General features: G+C 67.0%; 20 protein-coding genes. 4 read left to right on the forward strand and 16 right to left on the reverse strand.

Annotated elements, in window-relative coordinates; genetic code table 11:
• Nucleotides 1–57 precede the first annotated feature (57 nt).
• The 4 genes from upp to SBI67_RS12310 form a co-directional block, all read right to left on the reverse strand.
• The gene (gene upp, locus SBI67_RS12295; RefSeq protein WP_266049102.1) at nt 58–687 is read right to left on the reverse strand and encodes a uracil phosphoribosyltransferase; all 630 of its coding nucleotides are present in this window, start codon (nt 685–687) and stop codon (nt 58–60) included.
• A 4-nt stretch (nt 688–691) separates the two neighbouring features.
• Nucleotides 692–1,861 carry a URC4/urg3 family protein gene (locus SBI67_RS12300; protein WP_318980825.1) on the reverse strand — a complete coding sequence of 390 codons (1,170 nt, stop codon included), beginning with the start codon at nt 1,859–1,861 and terminating at the stop codon, nt 692–694.
• Complete coding sequence (locus tag SBI67_RS12305; protein WP_318980826.1) at nt 1,858–3,114, reverse strand: GTP cyclohydrolase II; 1,257 nt, start codon at nt 3,112–3,114, stop codon at nt 1,858–1,860. The genes SBI67_RS12300 and SBI67_RS12305 overlap by 4 nt, the downstream gene beginning before the upstream one ends.
• A gap of 164 nt (nt 3,115–3,278) precedes the next feature.
• Nucleotides 3,279–3,971: a TetR/AcrR family transcriptional regulator gene (locus tag SBI67_RS12310; protein WP_318980827.1), complete on the reverse strand. Its 693-nt coding sequence runs from the start codon at nt 3,969–3,971 to the stop codon at nt 3,279–3,281.
• Nucleotides 3,972–4,079: 108 nt separating this feature from the next.
• On the opposite strand from SBI67_RS12310, the gene SBI67_RS12315 reads away from it, so the two are divergent.
• The gene (locus SBI67_RS12315; RefSeq protein WP_318980828.1) at nt 4,080–5,237 is read left to right on the forward strand and encodes an acyl-CoA dehydrogenase family protein; all 1,158 of its coding nucleotides are present in this window, start codon (nt 4,080–4,082) and stop codon (nt 5,235–5,237) included.
• 3 nt (nt 5,238–5,240) lie between these two features.
• Here SBI67_RS12315 and SBI67_RS12320 read toward each other — a convergent pair whose 3' ends face one another.
• The 8 genes from SBI67_RS12320 to SBI67_RS12355 all read right to left on the reverse strand — a co-directional run bounded on the left by SBI67_RS12320 (nt 5,241) and on the right by SBI67_RS12355 (nt 10,230).
• A complete protein-coding gene (locus SBI67_RS12320; protein WP_318980829.1) occupies nt 5,241–5,555 on the reverse strand; it encodes a hypothetical protein in 315 nt (104 codons plus the stop codon).
• Nucleotides 5,556–5,620: 65 nt separating this feature from the next.
• On the reverse strand, nt 5,621–6,802 hold the full coding sequence (locus tag SBI67_RS12325) for a zinc-dependent alcohol dehydrogenase (protein ID WP_318980830.1): 1,182 nt from the start codon (nt 6,800–6,802) through the stop codon (nt 5,621–5,623).
• Entirely contained in the window at nt 6,747–8,363 is a 1,617-nt protein-coding gene (locus SBI67_RS12330; RefSeq protein ID WP_318980831.1) for an FAD-dependent oxidoreductase, read from the reverse strand. The genes SBI67_RS12325 and SBI67_RS12330 overlap by 56 nt, the downstream gene beginning before the upstream one ends.
• Before the next feature lie 41 nt (nt 8,364–8,404).
• On the reverse strand, nt 8,405–8,605 hold the full coding sequence (locus tag SBI67_RS12335; protein WP_318981350.1) for an NAD(P)-binding protein: 201 nt from the start codon (nt 8,603–8,605) through the stop codon (nt 8,405–8,407).
• Between the two features lie 139 nt (nt 8,606–8,744).
• Nucleotides 8,745–9,083 carry a rhodanese-like domain-containing protein gene (locus SBI67_RS12340; protein WP_318981318.1) on the reverse strand — a complete coding sequence of 113 codons (339 nt, stop codon included), beginning with the start codon at nt 9,081–9,083 and terminating at the stop codon, nt 8,745–8,747.
• Nucleotides 9,080–9,346: a hypothetical protein gene (locus SBI67_RS12345; protein ID WP_318980832.1), complete on the reverse strand. Its 267-nt coding sequence runs from the start codon at nt 9,344–9,346 to the stop codon at nt 9,080–9,082. The genes SBI67_RS12340 and SBI67_RS12345 overlap by 4 nt, the downstream gene beginning before the upstream one ends.
• Complete coding sequence (locus SBI67_RS12350; RefSeq protein WP_318980833.1) at nt 9,343–9,777, reverse strand: hypothetical protein; 435 nt, start codon at nt 9,775–9,777, stop codon at nt 9,343–9,345. The genes SBI67_RS12345 and SBI67_RS12350 overlap by 4 nt, the downstream gene beginning before the upstream one ends.
• A gap of 33 nt (nt 9,778–9,810) precedes the next feature.
• On the reverse strand, nt 9,811–10,230 hold the full coding sequence (locus SBI67_RS12355) for a MarR family winged helix-turn-helix transcriptional regulator (RefSeq protein ID WP_318980834.1): 420 nt from the start codon (nt 10,228–10,230) through the stop codon (nt 9,811–9,813).
• A gap of 159 nt (nt 10,231–10,389) precedes the next feature.
• Between SBI67_RS12355 and SBI67_RS12360 the strand changes: the two genes are divergently transcribed.
• A complete protein-coding gene (locus SBI67_RS12360) occupies nt 10,390–11,268 on the forward strand; it encodes a DMT family transporter (RefSeq protein ID WP_318980835.1) in 879 nt (292 codons plus the stop codon).
• An 88-nt stretch (nt 11,269–11,356) separates the two neighbouring features.
• Here SBI67_RS12360 and SBI67_RS12365 read toward each other — a convergent pair whose 3' ends face one another.
• A complete protein-coding gene (locus SBI67_RS12365; protein WP_318980836.1) occupies nt 11,357–12,649 on the reverse strand; it encodes a hypothetical protein in 1,293 nt (430 codons plus the stop codon).
• A gap of 139 nt (nt 12,650–12,788) precedes the next feature.
• Nucleotides 12,789–13,613 carry an ANTAR domain-containing protein gene (locus SBI67_RS12370; RefSeq protein WP_318980837.1) on the reverse strand — a complete coding sequence of 275 codons (825 nt, stop codon included), beginning with the start codon at nt 13,611–13,613 and terminating at the stop codon, nt 12,789–12,791.
• A 368-nt stretch (nt 13,614–13,981) separates the two neighbouring features.
• Here SBI67_RS12370 and SBI67_RS12375 point away from each other — a divergent pair, with 368 nt between their 5' ends.
• Nucleotides 13,982–14,341 carry a hypothetical protein gene (locus SBI67_RS12375; RefSeq protein WP_318980838.1) on the forward strand — a complete coding sequence of 120 codons (360 nt, stop codon included), beginning with the start codon at nt 13,982–13,984 and terminating at the stop codon, nt 14,339–14,341.
• Between the two features lie 625 nt (nt 14,342–14,966).
• Here SBI67_RS12375 and SBI67_RS12380 read toward each other — a convergent pair.
• Together SBI67_RS12380 and SBI67_RS12385 are read right to left on the reverse strand one after the other, a co-directional pair.
• Nucleotides 14,967–15,365 (reverse strand): type II toxin-antitoxin system VapC family toxin, encoded by a 399-nt coding sequence (locus SBI67_RS12380; protein WP_318980839.1) that lies wholly within the window; start codon nt 15,363–15,365, stop codon nt 14,967–14,969.
• A gap of 20 nt (nt 15,366–15,385) precedes the next feature.
• The gene (locus SBI67_RS12385) at nt 15,386–15,622 is read right to left on the reverse strand and encodes a type II toxin-antitoxin system Phd/YefM family antitoxin (protein ID WP_173839648.1); all 237 of its coding nucleotides are present in this window, start codon (nt 15,620–15,622) and stop codon (nt 15,386–15,388) included.
• A gap of 215 nt (nt 15,623–15,837) precedes the next feature.
• Here SBI67_RS12385 and SBI67_RS12390 point away from each other — a divergent pair, with 215 nt between their 5' ends.
• Nucleotides 15,838–16,011, forward strand: coding sequence for a PLDc N-terminal domain-containing protein (locus tag SBI67_RS12390; protein WP_318980840.1), 174 nt, complete (start codon nt 15,838–15,840; stop codon nt 16,009–16,011).
• Nucleotides 16,012–16,021: the final 10 nt, after the last annotated feature.

A 16,021-nucleotide genomic window follows, 5' to 3' on the forward strand; every position in this document is an offset into this window, starting at 1 on the left:
AACCTCTATTCGGCGACGGTGCGAGTCAGCCGGCTTGGGGCTGCCCTCAGCAGAACGTCACTTGGTGCCGAAGATGCGGTCACCGACATCGCCGGCGCCCGGCACGATATAGCCGTGCTCGTCGAGGGCACGATCGACGGCCGCGGTGAAGATCGGCACGTCGGGATGGGCATCGTGCAACGCCGTCACCCCCTCGGGGCAGGTCAACAGGCAGACGAATTTGATCGACCGGGGGGAGTACTCCTTGAGCCGGTCGACCGCGGCGATGGCCGAGTTCCCGGTGGCCAACATCGGATCCACCACCACAATGTCGCGTTCGTTCAGGTCACCGGGCATCTTGAAGTAGTACTCCACGGCGATATGGGTTTTCGGGTCGCGGTAGAGGCCGATATGGCCCACGCGGGCGCCCGGTACGACATCGAGCATGCCGTCGAGAATGCCGCTGCCGGCGCGCAGGATGGACACGAAAACCAACTTCTTGCCGTCGATGACGCGACCGGTCGTCACCTCCAGCGGGGTCTGCACCTGCACTTCCTGGGTGGGGATGTCCCGCAGCACCTCGTAGGTCATCAGGGTCGCGATCTCGTGCAGCAGAGTGCGGAAACTGGTGGTGGAAGCGTCTTTTCTGCGCAACAGGGTCAGCTTGTGCTGGACCAGTGGGTGATCGATCACGTGTACGTCCGTCATGTGTCTAGAACACCGTCCCGTCACTGATGATGGTCAAAGGGGGGAGACCGCCGCGCAGCCGGCGTGCGGTGGCGCGGCCGGCTTGCCAGGTGCCGCCCTCCAGGACGCATGCCAGTGGTACATCGGCACCCAGTTCGGCGCGGACCAGCGGCGCGAGTTCGTCCAGCAACGCGACGGTGAGCGCTCGCCACTCCACCACCAACTCGTCACCGACCGACCAATCACGTTGGGTGACAGCCATATCCCGCAAGCGCAGTACGCCCGTGTCGATCAGCAGGCCGCCGTTGCGGTACTCCGGCAGGCCGGTCAGCTCGTCGATGCCGGTCACCCGGACACCTGCCCAGCCGAACGGCTCCAACAGCGAGTAGGTCAGCCACTGGGACAGCTTGTGGAACGGCATCCAGCCCGCGCTCGCGCCTGGGCCCGGCACCGCAGGGTGGCGCCATACGTCGCCGAGCGGCTGGTCCCCGAGCGCGTTACCGGACGGCCAGACTTCCGACAATGTCGAGAGCAACACCGACAGGATGGCATGGGCGGACACCGCATTGTCGGGTCCGACAAGTGAATCGAACATCGCTCCGGGGCGCCCGTCCGGACCGTACACCGCGGGGTTGGCGGCCAGTGCCGCACCGAGTCGGCGCAGCAGCCGAGTGCGGCCGTCGAGCCCCACCAGTTGGTTGTCGTCGGAAACCTGGAAGGCAGCGGCGAGCGCCTCAGGTGTCACGGCGCGCAAACCATCGGCGTCGGCGCGCAACGGCTGGTCGGGGTGGCTGGAGAACAAGCCGTCGGTGAAGGCGTGCCAACTGGCCACACCCAACCCCTCGGAGCGGGTGAGCGACAGCCCGGTGGCGTGCTCGTCGTAGCGCCACCGTGGACCGGCGCCGGCGTCGAGCAGCACGCTGACCACCGCCAGGTCGATCATCGCGGCCGCGTCGAGGTCGGCCCCGCGGGTCACCCCGCCGGCTTCGAAATGGCGCCATCGGCTGTGGAAGGGAACCTTCAGGTCGGGATAGCGGCTGCGGGTGACCGTCGCGACGTCGGCTGCGGTAGCCGGTAACGCGTCATCGTCGACGGTGAACCAGTCCGATTCGCCGGCGCGGGCCCGGGCCAGCAGAAACCGGGCACGCTCGCGAATGGCGGCGGTGGTGCGCAGTTCGGCGATCGGGTCGGTCACCCGTCGAGCCCCCGACCCTTGATCTTGCGCAGTTCGTCGGCGTCGGGGATGTCACCGGGGGTGAAGTAGCCGGCGGCCATCTTGGCGTCGATCTCCACCCGGGCGTCGGCGGGCACCAGTTCGTCGGGGATGTTGACCCGCTCGCCGACCTCGATGCCCGATCCGGTGATGGCGTCGTACTTCATGTTGCTCATCGACACCAGGCGATGGATTTTGCGGATGCCCAACCAGTGCAGCACATCCGGCATCAGTTCCTGGAAGCGCATGTCCTGCACGCCGGCCACGCATTCGGTCCTGGCGAAGTACTGGTCGGCGGTGTCACCGCCCTCCTGACGCTTACGGGCGTTGTACACCAGGAATTTCGTGACCTCGCCAAGTGCCCGGCCCTCCTTGCGCGAGTAGGCGACCAGTCCGACGCCACCACGCTGGGCACCCTGAATGCACTCCTCGATGGCATGGGTGAGATACGGCCGGCACGTGCAGATGTCGGACCCGAACACATCCGAGCCGTTGCACTCGTCGTGGACCCGCGCGGTCAGCTCGACGGATGGGTCGGCCAGATCCCGTGCGGCACCGAAGATGTACAGGGTCTGCCCGCCGATGGGCGGCAGGAACACTTCCAGGTCGCCGCGGGTGACAAGTTCCGGGTACATCCCACCGGTTTCCTCGAACAGCACGCGCCGCAGTTCGGTCTCACTGCACCCGAATCGGGCTGCCACGCCGGGCAGGTACCACACCGGTTCCAGCGCCGCCTTGGTCACCACCGCGGCGCCGCTGTCCAGCAGGTACCGACCGTCCGGGTGCAGCCTGCCCTTGGCGATGGCGTCGGCGATTTCGGGCAGGATCACGTGCGCCTTGGTGACGGCGATGGTGGGGCGGATGTCGTATCCGGCGGCCAATTCGGCGTCGAAGACGTCGGCGACGGCCGCGCCCCAGGGGTCGAGGCTGACGATCTTGTCGGCGTCGCCCCACTGTTCGTACGGGCCGATGGAGTCGGTGGGGGAGGTGTTGGTCAGGTCGGCCCGGTGGGACCGCGACAAGGCGCCCGCGGCCACCGCCAGTGCGCGGTACACGCTGTAGGAGCCGCTGTGGGTGCCGATGACGTTGCGGTGGGAGCGGGTGCCGGTGGTGCCGACCACGGGTCCGCGTTCGGCGGCAGTTCGGGTGCCCCACCGGATCGGCAGGGCACCGGAACCACCGCTGTGCGACGTCAGCCGGATGTGCCCGGGCTTGGGTGCGGCGGTGTCAGCCATCGGCGATCCTCTCCTCACGGGCTACCCCTGCAGGGGAAGGCGCCAGCTTAGCGACTCGACCTGACCGGCGCCGCGCGATACCGCTGATAACACCTCCCACCTGCGGTTCAGGTGCCCCGTGAACAGCCGGAAACCGCCTCGCCGAGCACGCTGACCGGATGTCCTCAGCCGATCGGAGCGGAATGTGCCGATGCCGGTTGGACTGTGCTCCGGCGCCGCTGCCGGCGTACACCGATCGCCTCGAACCGCATCTTCAGTCCGTCGATGAACGCGGTGAGGGCCAGTTCGAAGCTGGCCGTATCGATTTCGTCGGCCTTACCGCGCAACAGATGCGCCTGGTGCATGTGCGGATAGCGGTCGCGGTAGACCTGGACGTCGTCGGCAAAGCCTTGGGAGAACGACCCGACCGTGGACCCCAACACCAGCGATCGGGTGGCCGCGCCGATCAGCGTGGCCTCCCTGGGCGGCCAGCCCGCACCCACCAGCCCACCGTGCACGGCGTCGGCGATCCGCAAGCTGGCATCGCGCCGGCCGATGCCACCCGCCAGATAGGGCACCAGGTTGGGATGGGCAGCCAGGGCGGCGCGGTAGGAGCGGGCCCAGCCGGCCAACCCGGCGGGCCAATCCGCGCCGTCGTCGAAAGCGGCGGTTTCGACGTCGCTGACCACCCGGCTGGCGACATCGTCGAGAACGTCGTCCTTGGTGGGGTAGTGCTTGTAGAGCGACGCGGCCTGCACCCCCAACACGCTCGCCAGCTTGCGCATGGACAGCCCGTCCAGACCATCCCGGTCGATCATCTCCAGTGCCGCTTCCCGGATGCGCTCGCGGCTGAGCAGGGGTATGCGGGGCCGTCCCATGACACGCCTCACCTCCCGGCGACCTTGCTTCGGCTAACGCCGTTAGCTTAAACTGTGACCATAAGCTAACACTGTTCGCTATTGGGCGCCAGGTCAGAGGAGACACCGATGCGCAGGACCGTTTTCACCGAAGAGCACGACGATTTCCGGTCGATGATCCGGGCGTTCATCGAATCCGAGGTCGTCCCGGTGTACGACAAATGGTTCGAAGAAGGCATCGCACCGCGCGACTTCTACTACAAACTCGGCGAGCTGGGCATCTTCGGGATCGAGATCCCCACCGAGTACGGTGGCGCCGGCCTGGACTCGTACAAGTTCCAGGCCATCATCACCGAGGAGTGCGCCCGCGCCGGCGTGTCCTTCGGTGGCTCCAGCGTGCACATCGGCCTGTGCCTGCCGTACCTGAAGGCGCTGGCCACCGAAGAACAGAAGCAGCGCTGGTACCCGGGCATGCTCAGTGGCGAGACGATGTTCGCGATCGCGATGACCGAGCCAGGAACCGGCTCGGATCTGGCCGGAATGCGCACCACCGCGAAGCCTTCCGGCGACGGTACGCATTACGTGCTGAACGGGTCCAAGACATTCATCACCGGCGGCGTGCACGCCGACCGGGTCATCGTGTGCGCTCGCACCGCGCCGGCACGCGAGGACGATCGGCGGTTCGGTATCACCCTGCTGGTGGTGGACACCAAGTCCGCCGGATATCAGGTGGGGCGCAAGCTCGACAAGCTGGGCCTGCGGGTCTCCGACACCGCCGAACTGAACTTCACCGATGTCGTCGTGCCCGCCGAGGACGTGCTCGGCGAGGTCAACATGGGATTCTCCTACCTCGGGCAGAACCTGCCGCGCGAACGCCTCGGTATCGCCGTGGGCGCCTATGCACAAGCCAAGGCCGCAGTGCGGTTCGCCGCGCAGTACACCCGCGACCGCACGGTGTTCGGCAAGCCGGTCGCGTCCTTCCAGAACACCAAGTTCGAGCTCGCGGCGTGCCAGGCCGACGTCGACGCCATGGAGGCCGTCGTCGACCGGGCCATGGAGGCGCACGACCTCGACGAGCTGACCCCGGCCGACGCCGCGTCGGCCAAGCTGTTCTGCACCGACGTCGCCTCCCGGGTCATCGACCGCTGCCTTCAGCTACACGGCGGGTACGGGTACATCAACGAGTACCCCATCGCTCGGCTCTACGCCGACAACCGCGTGAGCCGCATCTACGGAGGTACCAGCGAGGTGATGAAGATGATCATCGCGAAGAACATGGGCCTGTAACGCTCAGGGAGTCCAGGTTCCGTACGGGACAAGAGGATTGGTCCCGTACGGAATATGCGGATTGGCGCCGCCCACGCTCTGATCGCGTGGGATCACGATGGTGGGGATGTGTTGGTTCGGGCTGCCGGCCACGGGTTGCGGCTGCAGGTCGGCCGGCACATGCGGTGGCAACACCACCGCACCACCCGGCCCGGCATCCGATACCACGGCCGGCCCGTGTGGCGCGCTCGGGTCGTTCAGGGGCAGTGTGTCCGCTCCAAGGATGGTTCCCACTCCGACAACGAATTTCGCCGCTCCCGCGGTCAGCATCTCGATCATGACTTCCACGATGCCGCAGATTGCGGCAACCGGCCGCGTTCTCTAAGCGACCTCATATCAACGCGTCACGGCCGCAAGATGACCTTCACCGCGCCGTCCGCCTTCTTCTGCAGCGCGTCATAAGCCCATGGCGCCTTCTCCAGCGGGAGCACATGCGTGGCGAAATCGTCGACGCCCAACGGGTCGTCGTCGACCAGTAACGGCATGATGTCGGGTACCCAGCGCTTCACGTTCGCCTGCCCCATCCGCAACTGAATCTGCTTGTCGAACAAGGTCAATAGCGGGAGGGGATCGGCGGCGCCGCCGTAGACCCCGATGATGGAGATCGTGCCGCCCCGGCGTACCGCGTCGATGGCGGTGTACAGCGCGTCCAACCGATCAATCCCGGCCTTCTGCATGAGGGGTTTCGCCACGGCATCGGGAAGCAGTGCAGTCATCTGCTGCAGGGCTTTTGCGATCGGCGAGCCATGAGCCTCCATGCCCACCGCGTCGATCACCGAATCGGCCCCCCGCCCATCAGTTCTGGCCCGGATGACCTCGCCGATCGGCGCGTCCGCCGCGCCGGCGTCGATCACCTCCACGCCCCGCGCCGCCGCCCGTGCCAGCCGCTCCGCAACCAGGTCGACGCCGATCACCCGGTAGCCCAGCCGCGTCGCGATCCGGGCCGACATGTCACCGATCGGCCCGAGCCCCAGCACGGCAACGGTTCCGCCGTCGGGAATGTCGGCGTAGGCAACCGCCTGCCAAGCGGTCGGGAGCACGTCGGACAGGTAGACGAAGCGACTGTCCGGCGGACCTTCGGGCACCTTGACATGGGTGAAATCTGCGTGGGGCACGCGCAGGTACTCGGCTTGGCCGCCGGGCACCGACCCGTAGAGTTCGGAATAACCGAACAGGGCGGCACCGGTGCCGTGTTCGCGCACCTGGGTGGTTTCGCACTGGGTGTACAGCTGACGATCACACATGAAGCAACTGCCACAGGAGATTTGGAAAGGTATCACCACCCGGTCGCCGACCGCGAGGTTGGTCACCTCGGCCCCCACCTCACGCACAATGCCCATCGGTTCGTGACCGAGGATGTCGCCAGGGCGCATGAAAGCCCCGAGGACCTCGTACAGGTGCAGATCCGAACCACAGATGTTGGTGGAGCTGACTTCGATGATCGCATCCGTGGGCGCTTCGATCTCCGGGTCAGGAAAGGTCTCCACCCGGACGTCCCGTTTTCCTTGCCAGCTCACCGCTCGCATCCGTGTCTCCTTCCGCGCCGTTCGACGCCTGGTCGATGGGTGAAAGTCCTTTGGTGGCAGGGCCTTCCAAGAGTGATCCGTCGGGCGCAAACCGCGAGCCGTGCAGGGGACACTCCCACGCGCGGTCGACGTTGTTCCAGCTGACGATGCCGCCCAGATGCGGGCACACGGCCGACACGGCGTGCCGGGTTCCGTCGACCACACAGTTTGCCTGCGGCTTCCAGAGTGGCCCGCTCACGACACCACCTCCGTCGGGTGGTGCCGCCGAGCGCGAAACAGCCGGAGCCAACCAGCCTTTCGCCAGATTGATCCCGACTTCCACGTTGTCTTTGACCGCGGTGGTGATCCCGGCCAGGTCGTGGCTGCTCCAACTGTCGAAGGCTTGCGCCCAGTCCATCCGGCCGCCGAGCATGCGCGCGGACAGGGCCAGTGCCGCCGCCACCCCGTTGGTCATACCCCATTTGTCGAATCCGGTCGCGACGAAGATCCGGTCGGTTCTCGGTAGCAGCGGACCGACGTAGGGGAGTTCGGCGGACGGGTGGTAGTCCTGAGCCGACCAGCGGTGGGTCTGTACCGCGCCGGGGTAGTGCACCCCCGCCCAACGGGCCAGTTCGTCGAGGGCGGCGGCCTCGTCGCCACCGCGACCCACCGGATGGCCGGCCCCGCCGACGATCAGCTTGTCGCCTTCGGCGCTCGGGGCATACCGCACGGAGCGGGTCGGTGAATCCACCGAGATGTACATCGAGCGGGTGATGTCCCCGGGTACGTCGAAAGCCATGCAGTAGGACCGCTGCGCTTTGAGGCGCGCGAAGAAACCGCCCCGGTCCAGAATGGGGGTTCCGGTGGCCAGTACGCACCGGTCGGCCTTGACGGAGAACTGCCCGTCCCGTGTGTCGTCGCTGGCATGGGTGAGCCGCAGATCCACTCGCAACGGTCCGGTGCCGGATACCGCAGTGGTCCGCACCCCCTGCAGCACCGTCCCGCCGTGGGTCTCGAGCTCCACCACCAGGCTGTCCAGGAAGGGGATAGGGTCGATCTGGGCCTGGTCGCGCAGTCGGACACCACCGGCGAGGGGGAACGGAACGTCGGCGGAGTCGATCCACTGTGCGTCCAAGCCGGCGCTGTGGCAGGCGTCCAGGACTGCACGCGCCATGCGCAAGCCCCCGCCGGTCTGGGCATACGCGTGGTCGTCCTCGCGCTGCGCGGTCAGGCCGTGGTCGGCGCAGTGCCGCAACAGCCAGTCCCGGCCTTCCCGGTTGCCCGTCACATACGCCTGAAGCACCGAGGTTGAGTGCTTGGCCGCGATCCTGGCGAGCTTGCTGCCCTGCAGCAGGGTCGTTTTCCCGGTGGTGTTGTCGGTGGCACCGGCACCGATGTGGCGGGCTTCGACGACGGTCACGCGCTTACCTGCCCGGGCCAGCAAGACGGCCGTGGTCAGTCCGGTCAGCCCTGCGCCGACCACCACCACGTCCACAGCCTCGGGTGCGCTTGCCACGGTCTGTGCCGGTGTCGTGGCCTCGATACGGTCAGTGGTCCACAGCGAAGACGATCGGGCTGACATGCGGTGTGCTTACCCGGTCGGGGGACGGTCAAACGCGTGGGTCAGCACCGCAGCTTATGCGGCGCGGCGGGCACCGACCGTCGCGAACTGGGCCGGCGCGCCGAGGCGGTCACCGCGGCGGCGCGGCCGTCGGCTTCCAGCATGGTGACGTCCCAACCGGCGGCCACCAGGACGGCGGCGGCGGTGACGCCGTTGCTTCCGGTTCCGATGACCACGGCATCAGGGGTGTGGGTAGATCGCAAGGCAGAACGCTCCTGATCGAGGGGTGTGCACGTGTTGTGCCGGGAATCGCCTTCTCCGAATGTCCGGCGGGCGAGCACCCCTGGTACCTCGTGCGGACGGCGCCAAACCTGGACCGGCGCCCGGCGGCGGTGGGTTACCTCACACCCGTCCTGATGTGAGCGCGCCGCCTGCCGCCCGCCAGTGGATCAAGCCGCCGCTCATATTCACGGCGTCGAAGCCGTTCTCCACCAACAGGTTCGCTGCTCCCGCTGAGCGCATACCGCCGGTACAGAAGGCGATGAGCAACCGATCCTCTGGTAACCCGAGGAGGCGGTGCGGCAGCACTTCCAAGGGAATGTGCACGGCATCTGGAATGTGGACCCGATTCCATTCGAAATCGCGGCGGACGTCGACCACGAGCGCCCCCTCGGCCACCAACCGGACCGCCTCCGATGCGCTGATCGCGGGCGGCCGCTTCAGGAAATGGCGAAGGCTCATCGTCCTGCCGCCTCCCACCGCACGTTCACCATGGTGAGCGGGCCACTGAGCACGGGTATCAGCGCACCGATGCGGGTTCGCATGGCCAGTCCGCGGCCCAGCAGCGCGGTGACCGCCACCGCGAGATAGAGCGTCCCGTGCGCAGGCCCCAGGACGGCCGCCACAGCGCGGTCGTGCACCGTACCGAGGTTGACCAAAAGGGCCACCACACTGACGAATTCGAGGATGGAGAGCATCCCGAGGCTGCGCAGCAACACGCTCATCCGATGTGCGCTCCCGGCCGCACCACCATGAGGATGACGACGATCGCCCACAGCAGGTTGAACATGCCGGACAGCATCCCGAGCCGCCGCAGTGCGGTAGCGGCGGGCGGCGCGTCCAGTGCTTCCCGTTGCCGAGGCGTGATCTGCAGTGCCAGCAAGCCGCCGGCCGCTGCCGTCATCACCATCGCGACGATGATCCATATTTCGGTGGCCCGGCCCTGCACCATCGCGAGTAGTACGCCGACCAGTGGCACGATCAGCGCGAAGGTCCCGTAGACCCGGGTGATGCGGTACAGCATGGCGGCGACAGCGGCGTTGCCGCCCCCACCCGCCACCGGCGCGAAGCGGGGAAAAAGACTGGTGGATACGGCTATTGGCCCCACGAACAGGATGCCGGCCAACACGTGCACCGACAACAACAGGGATTTCACAACCTTCAGCTTAGCTGAAGGTTGGGCGCGAGGCTATTCCGGCGGGGTCACCATCCGCGCAAGCGTGGCGCGCAACGCCCCGGTCAGCTCCGGGTGCTGCTCGGCGAACTCCTCGTCGAGCCGGCCGACCACGTCTGCGACCTTTGCCAAGAGCGACTCGGCCTCAGCTGTCGCCCGCAGGGTGGACGCCGCTCCGGCGTGCGCCGTCCCGTCGTCCACCAACCCAGCCTCGACCAAGGCCGCGACCGCAGCGTGCGCGCTCTGGACTGTGATGCGTGACCGACGGGCCAGCTCGCTGAACGAGATTCCGGGCGCTCGGCGGATGTGCCCCAGTAGGCCGTATTTGCGGATCGTCAATCCGAGCGGTTTGAGCGCCTCGGTCAACGCCGCATCCCACACGCGGCTGATGGTGAGGAGCCCGACCGTCGGGCTGAACGGGGGCGGCTCGGCCATGCAGGCAGGTTACTCGGCCCGTGCCGGGCCCGGGCGCTGCGTCGCGCTACCCGGCACCCCCGCGACCGCCACGGCGCCACCAACACCGAGCCAACCGGCATGACGGGCGTGATTTAGTGATCTGGTGACCGTTGCAACGTTTCGCTTTTCGGGCCGCGGGTGAGCGCACGCGGCTGGCTGCTGTTCGCGGCGATGAGCGTGATCTGGGGCATCCCGTATCTTCTGATCAAGATCGCGCTGGAGGGGCTGTCGGTGCCCGTGCTGGTGCTGGCCCGCACGTTGATCGGCGCCGCGGTGCTGCTGCCGCTTGCGGTGTCGCGGGCCAACATCGCGAGCGTCATCGCGCACTGGAAACCGTTGCTGGCCTTCGCCTTCTTCGAGATCATCGCGGCGTGGCTGCTGCTGTCCAACGCCGAACACCACCTCAGCAGTTCCACGACGGGCCTGCTCATCGCCGCGTCACCGATCATCGCCACGGTGCTGGACCGGATCACCGGAAGTACACACCGTCTCGGTGCCGACCGACTGGCCGGGCTGGTGATCGGCATCGTCGGCGTGGCGGTGCTGGCGGGGCCTGGTCTGTCCGGCGGGGCAGCCTGGCCCGTCGCCCAGGTTCTGCTGGTGGCTACCTGTTATGCGATCGCCCCGTTGATCGCCGCGCGGCACCTCACCGATGTCCCTGCGCTGCCGTTGACCGCGAGCTGTCTCGCCGTGGCCGCACTGGTGTACGCCGTGCCGGCGGCGTTGCGGTGGCCGACCGAGATGCCGAGCACGCGGGTGCTCGTGGCGACCGTCCTGCTCGCCGTGGTCTGCACGGCGCTGGCCTTCATCGTGTTCTTCGCCTTGATCCGTGAGGTCGGCCCGACGCGCGCCCTGGTGTTCACCTATGTGAATCCGGCGGTGGCCCTGGTGGCCGGCGTGGTCGTCCTCGCCGAACCCCTCACGGTGTTCAACGTGGCCGGCCTGGCCCTCATCCTGGTCGGTTCGGTGCTGGCCACCCGCCGCTCGGCGGGGGAGCAGCGGCCCGCCCCAGGTTAGGGACGGGGCGTCACCGGGTGTGCCTGCAGCCGACAGCTGTCGATGCGGGTGGCGACGGTGATCGGGATGGCTTTCCCGGCAGCGTGTTTCAGGACTGTCCCGGGTAGGGGAGGGCCTCGGTGACGCTACCGCCGTTGACCGACGGGCCGAGCAGTACGGTCGAGGAATTGACGGCCGGGTCGTAGCTCACCAGCGCCGTCCCACCGCCGCACCCCAGGTGGCCCTGCAACACCAGCTTGTCGCCGGTCGCCCCGACCACGAAGACGCTGTCGGACATGCCGGGAACGTGCACCCGGGTAGTGTGGCCGTCGGCTGTCAGGCGAGACAGGAACGCGGTGCCGCAGGCGCCGGTGGATTGTAGGAACATTCCGCTGGGCAGTTCCCAGGCGCTGCCGTCGCCGAGGTCCCCGCCGAAACCGGGGTCATCGCCTTGACCGGAGTTGAGGGCGGTGAGCGGGGTTGGGGTTCCACCGTCGATGGGGACCCGCCACAACTGGGTGGCGGCGCCGTGCTCGGCCGAGCAACGGGCCAGCACCACCTCGGCTGCCCACCAGCGCACCGGCGCGCAGTCGGCGTTGGCCATCGGTGTCGGGACCGTCCGGAGGATCGTGCCGTCGTTACCGACGACGACCAGGCTGTCGTCGCTGCGGGGAACGAGGTCATTGCCCAGGTTGGCGGTCGCGAGCACGAGTCGTGTCCCGTCGGGGGTGGCGAGGTAGCGGCCACTGAACTGGCCGACACCGCCGAGATCGGCGGTCGGGTAGTTCTGCTGCACGGTGCCGTCCAGGGCGATGCGGGTCAGTGTCCCCGGCGTGGCTCCCATGAACGGCGTGGAGACCAGCAGTGCCTGCCCGGTGGGCCGGGTGAAGCTGGGATCGCCCTGGGCCGGGATGACGGTCTGGGTGCCGGTGTGCAGGTCGACGGCGATGATCTTCGACGGCCCGGGATACTCGGTGGAGGTGAGCAGTGCCGTACCGCCGGCACCGGACCAGTCCGTCAATCGGAGCCGGGCGTCGGCCCCCGCCAAGGTGGTGATCCGGTAGCGGATACCTGCGGGGTTGACCAGAAAGAGCGTGGTTGTCGCGGTTTCGGGATCCGCCTCGCCGGGCTCACGCTGTTCACCGGGGCGGTGGGCGGTGACGGGGCTCCAGGTGGCCAGCGTCCAGCCGGCTCCGACCGTGTTCCAGGGAACCTCGCCGGCGGCCTCCTGCGCGGCGACCGGCGGGGCGACCGGCGGGGCCGGGGCCGACATGCTGGTCGAGGAAACCGAGGCCAACGGCCGAGCCATGGGCGATGTCGTCGACGACGAGCATCCGGCGACCACCATCACCGCAGCGACGGCAGTACTCAGCTGGATACCCAACCGCGCTGTACGGTCCATGGTCTGCTCCTCGGTGCGATGTGTGTGCTCGCCCCGAGGGTGCCGTGGCCCGCTTGACGGATTCTTGGCATCCGGTGACGCGGCCGCGATCGTCCGTGCCGGGTGCAGCCGACGTCGTCAGCCCAGCTTCGGGCCGGTCTCAGACCGCTTCGTTGTCGGAGATCGATGTGAGCCGCTCGACCAGGTCGACTGCTACCGCGCGCAGCGGGACGTTCGTGTCCTGGCTCTCGCGGCGAAGGCGATCGAAGGCCTCGTCGGCGCTGATGCCGTGGATGGCCATCAGCATGCCCTTGGCCTGTTCGATCGGGGCCCGCGTCTCCAGCGCCCGGTGCAGCCCGGTGGCCACGTCATGCGCCGACCGGTACCGCGCGAAGTCGCCGATGGCGCGGGACACCGATTCGGTGAGCAGGCTCAAGACCTCGGCATCGAAGCTGTCGAACGCCGAGCGGGATCGGCCGTAGAGGTTGAGCGATCCGAGGGTCTGATCCGTGGTCACCAACGGCGCGGCGAGGAAGCTACGGATGCCTTCGGCGCGGGCAGCGGCGGCGAATTGCGGCCAGGTGGCCGCTGCCTCCTCGGCGTCGACCAGCATGATCTGCCGGGTCCGCGAGGCTTCCAGGCACGGGCCCTCACCACTGTTGTATTGCTCGGTGTCCACCCGAAGGGTGCGCTGGTCGGTGTGCACGGCCGTGTAGGTGCGTCCGCCCAGGTCGATGGTGACACCGGTACTGTCGGCTCCCGCAATCGCCTCCTGCGCGATCTGAGCGAGGGTCTGCAGCAGGCTCAGCAGCTCGTCCTCGTCGGCCACGCTGCGGTTGACCGACAGCAGCATCCGGCCAAGTTCGGTGGCGCTGATCTGCTCCAAGCCGACTGCCGCGGCGACCACCAGGTCGGCCGCCTCGGCGGCATCCTCGTTGGCCGTTGCCGGCAGCGAGGCGTCAGTGCGCCCATCGGGGGACATCATCCCGTCAGTGTGGCACAGTCTCTGCCTTCCGATGAAGTCGCATTTCGTGGCGCTGACCTGCAGCGGCCCGGTCGGTAGGAGCAGCGTCGGGGCGCGGATCCGCCGTGAGGTCACGACTACCAGCCATGGCAACTCCTGACGCGACCGAACCGGCCGCCACCTGGGGAGACATTCCGAGGCGTTTAAGGCATGCAGGGCCGGCGCCAATGTCAGGTGCAGTACCGAAAGTTATTTGAACAGAAAAGTATTCGATCTTTGCGGACATTCTGACACGGCGTTCGGCCACGCCGAGTGAGCCGGCACTCCAGTCCGGTGGTGTGGATTCTCTATGAGTCTCGGCGATTTCGCTGATTCTGACCATAGGGTTAATGGTGATGAACCAAACGGCAAAGGAGACCTGTTCTGTGAGAAACGTTTTGGTGTGTACGGGCATGATCGTCGCGGGGCTTGGCTTGGGGCTGTCCGTCAGTGGAACAGCCTCTGCCGCACCGTCTTCAGAGATCTCTGCACAAGACACCATCCGTCAACTGGAGAGCGAGGGGTATCGGGTGATCGTGAGTCGCGTGGGCAGCGGATCGATCGACGATTGCTCGGTCAGCGCAGTCCGGCAGGGCCGCTCCGTGACGGGCCCGCAACCGCTGTCACCGACCGGCAGTTGGACCCTCGTGGGGCCTGGACAAGTGCTGCAGTACACGACCATGCATGTCGATCTGGTGTGCAAGCGGTGAGGTTGCAGCGTTCAGAATAGATCGGCCCGACGAAGAGAAGTGGAGCCCGGTTTCGTGGGCGCCATCGGCGAATCGAAATTCGTCACAGTGACGTTTTGCGACGCCGAAGACAGAGGGCACCAAACGCGGGAAGTGGTGAGCTCGCCATCCTGTGCGCGATTACCTTCGCGCCATCAGGGCCGAGCCGACCGGCGGTCGACGGTCGACGGTCGACGCCAGCGGGACCGAAGTTTGTCGCTGTGCGAGTACCAATAACCTTGCAGATCAACAATATTCGTCACAGTGACGTATTTAGGTCGCCAGCTGGGACGTCGAGCAAAGGAGTCGGACGTCGAGCAAAGGGCTGCGGTTACACCGGGGCTCGTTACAAGGTCCGTCAGGCGACCTAGCCATTCGGAACGCTCCATGCAACCGGGCGCAGCACGACGCACGTGGAAACTGGCGGACCAGATAGGCAGTATGGGCAGAACGGCGCCACTCACTCGGCAAGGCGCCGCCCGCACCGCGCTCAGGCCGTTTCACCCTCGTGCGGATCTCGGCAGATTTGTACCGATAAGCCACATTATGTCAGGTTGACTACTTCATAAACCGTTGCTGCTCAACACTTTCGAGGGTTCCTCCCTCTTTATCGTTGATGCGGGTGAGTAACTGACCGTAGTTCCAGTCGCGGGATCCCCGTGAAGTCGGCGGGGTTGCACGTGTACAGCGGCACTCCGTGTGCGATTGCACTGGCCGCAATAAGCGCGTCGTAGGCGCGCGCGGCCGGCTTGCGACCCGCCGCGCGCAGTGCCGCCGCTACGGCTCCAAACGCCCGGGCGCAATCTCCATCGAAAGGTAGGACGTCGAAATCCGCCTCGGCCTGCTGCAGGTGCTGCTGCCGAGCACCGCGCTCAGCATCGTCGTTGGCGACGTGTGGACCTACGGACAGCTCAGCCAGCGTGATCGCGCTGATCACCGATTCGTCGGGAAGCTCGGCTGGGTCAGACAGCTGTCCCAAAAGGATCACCGTCGAGGTATCCAACATCCCCCGGCTGTGGGTTTGCGTCACAGCGACGGGTCGATGAGATTGTCGATATCGCGCCGAAGGGCATCCGGGTCCACCGGCGGGAGATTCTTGCGGCGACGAATCAGTTCTGCAGGTCCTGCGCTCGAACGAGGCAACGGTCGTAGCTCGGCAACAGGTGTCCCGTCCCGAGTAATGACGATGCGCTCGCCATGCTCGACACGACGTAGAACGTCTCCTCCACTGTTGCGCAATTCTCGCACCGTGACTGCATCCACTTAGCTAGCGTATCACCGGTGAGACGCCAAAGCGGCGTACCAAGAGTTCACCGTTGCCCCTCTCGGTGTGATCGGCCTCGGGTGCGACGATGGTGTGCGTGGTCGTGTCAGTGCCGTTTCCGGTGGAGTCTGGGCTCAGCGAGTGCGCTCGTTACCCCGCGGCACTGGGGTGTGACGGCTCTGGGTTGGCGTTTTTCGTGCTCAGCATTCCGGCGATGGTGATGTGGCTGCTCCTGGCCGGAACCGCCACGGCGATGATCGTCAAGCGGCATCCGAGGCGGTCAGCGGTGTGGTTGGCGGTCGTGTGGTGCCTGCCGATCCTCGGCGCGTTATCCTGGTTTTCCCGCCGGGCGGGAATCCGTGCCTGCCGGCGCACCACTGCGGATTAGGCCGCTCTGC

Origin of the sequence: Mycolicibacterium chengduense (assembly GCF_033741155.1) — a bacterium.
Taxonomy (GTDB): domain Bacteria; phylum Actinomycetota; class Actinomycetes; order Mycobacteriales; family Mycobacteriaceae; genus Mycobacterium.